This is a genomic window from Accumulibacter sp., assembly GCF_032229525.1.
Taxonomy (GTDB): domain Bacteria; phylum Pseudomonadota; class Gammaproteobacteria; order Burkholderiales; family Rhodocyclaceae; genus Accumulibacter.
On sequence record NZ_JAVTWB010000156.1, the window covers coordinates 1 to 1,633 of the forward strand.

The 1,633-nt window shown below is 59.8% G+C and carries 2 protein-coding genes; both read left to right on the plus strand.

Going from position 1 to position 1,633, the window contains the following annotated elements; genetic code table 11:
- Positions 1-375: transporter associated domain-containing protein (locus RUW20_RS11970; RefSeq protein WP_313952455.1), on the plus strand; the 375-nt coding region annotated here is incomplete at its 5' end.
- Positions 375-1,633 (plus strand): hemolysin family protein (locus tag RUW20_RS11975; protein WP_313952456.1); only part of this gene is annotated, 1,259 nt, incomplete at its 3' end. The genes RUW20_RS11970 and RUW20_RS11975, both read left to right, overlap by 1 nt.

The following is a 1,633-nucleotide window of genomic DNA, read 5'->3' on the forward strand; positions in this document are numbered from 1 at the left end:
ACCATCGGGGGGGTGGCCCTGGTGCTTTTCGGCCGCTTGCCGCGGGTCGGCGAGAAAGTGTTTTCTGCCGACTATGAAATCACCGTCAAAGAGGTGAGCGGCATGCGCATCACCAAGGTTCGCGTCTCGTACGGTCGCACGCTGGAAGAACTGGAGGGCGCACCGGAGCAGCCACTGGACATGGAAAGCATCGCCGCCGACTCGCTCGATGAAGGCGGCCCGGACGACCAGGAACAGGAGACCCTGGACGAATACGAGGACGATTTGCTACGGGAGTCGGCGGAAGACGAGTCCGAGTCGTCGCCGGACGATCAAGCAGAGCGCGACCAACAATCAGCACCGTCGGTTCGATCGACTACCCTGGGAGAAGCGTGATGGATTGGCTCTGGCAGTTGTTGATCATCCTGTTCTTTCTCGTACTCAAGGGCTTTTTCTCGGGCTCCGAGCTGGCAATGGTCAATTGCGACAAGATTCATCTGCGGCATCAGGCCCGACTTGGCGACCCGGGAGCCAAGCTGGTGCTGCATCTGTTTCGCACACCCGACGTGATGCTGGGAACGACGCTGGTTGGAACCAACATCGCCACGGTGACGATTACCACCATCGGCACGCTGATGTTCATTCGCGCCTTCGGGGAACTCGGCGATCTGATTTCGGTGCTGGTGTTTACGCCTTTTCTGCTGATCTTTGGCGAAATCGTGCCGAAGAGCATCTTCCAGCAGAAATCCGACTGGATCGTCACCAAGATCATCTATGGTCTGCGCTTCTTCTCGTACGTGTTCTATCCGGTGATCTTCATCTTCAGCCGCGTTGCCCGCGTTGCCGCACGTATGTTCGGGGGCGCGTCGTCAGGGCAAAGCGGCTTCATCACCAAGGACGAGTTGCGTGTACTGCTCGATCTCTCGGAAACTCCGGCCGACGGTGGCGGCGCCACCAACAAGCAGCGCATTCGGCGCATCTTCCGCTTTGCCGAGACCACGATCGGCGAGGTCATGACGCCTCTCGCCGAGGTCATCGGCTTCAACGAGCGTCGTGGGATCGATGAGGCCGTGCGCCGTGTCTGGGAGCATGGCTTCAATCGGCTGCCGGTTTTCCGCAGCAACATCACCAACGTTACCGGCGTCCTGACCCTGAGCACCTGGGATCTGTTGCAGCCGGACATCGACAAGCGCGCAGCCAGCGATTTCGTGCGCCCAGCGCTGTACCTTTCGCCCAAGCAAACGGTTGATCAGGTACTGCCTCAGCTACGCGCACGCAATGATCACATGGCGATCGTGGTCGACGAGTTCGGCTCGGCGATCGGTATCCTGACCATGGAGGACATCTTCGAAGAGATTGTCGGCACGGTCGACTCCGGCTACGACTTCGACAACATTAAGCCTCCGCGGGTGGTGATCGAGTCCGAGGGTGATGACCGGCACCTGGTCGGAGGACGCGCGCCGATCTCCGAACTCAACGACTCGCTGAGGCTCAATCTACCGGTCGGCGAAGCGCATACCCTCGGCGGTTTTCTGATCAACCGCCTCAGGCACATACCCGTCGTCGGTGATTCGGTAGAAGAGCGCGGCTATCGGTATACGGTAATCGAGGCCGACGCACGCTCGGTGACAAAGGTGCGAGTCGTACGCCTGTA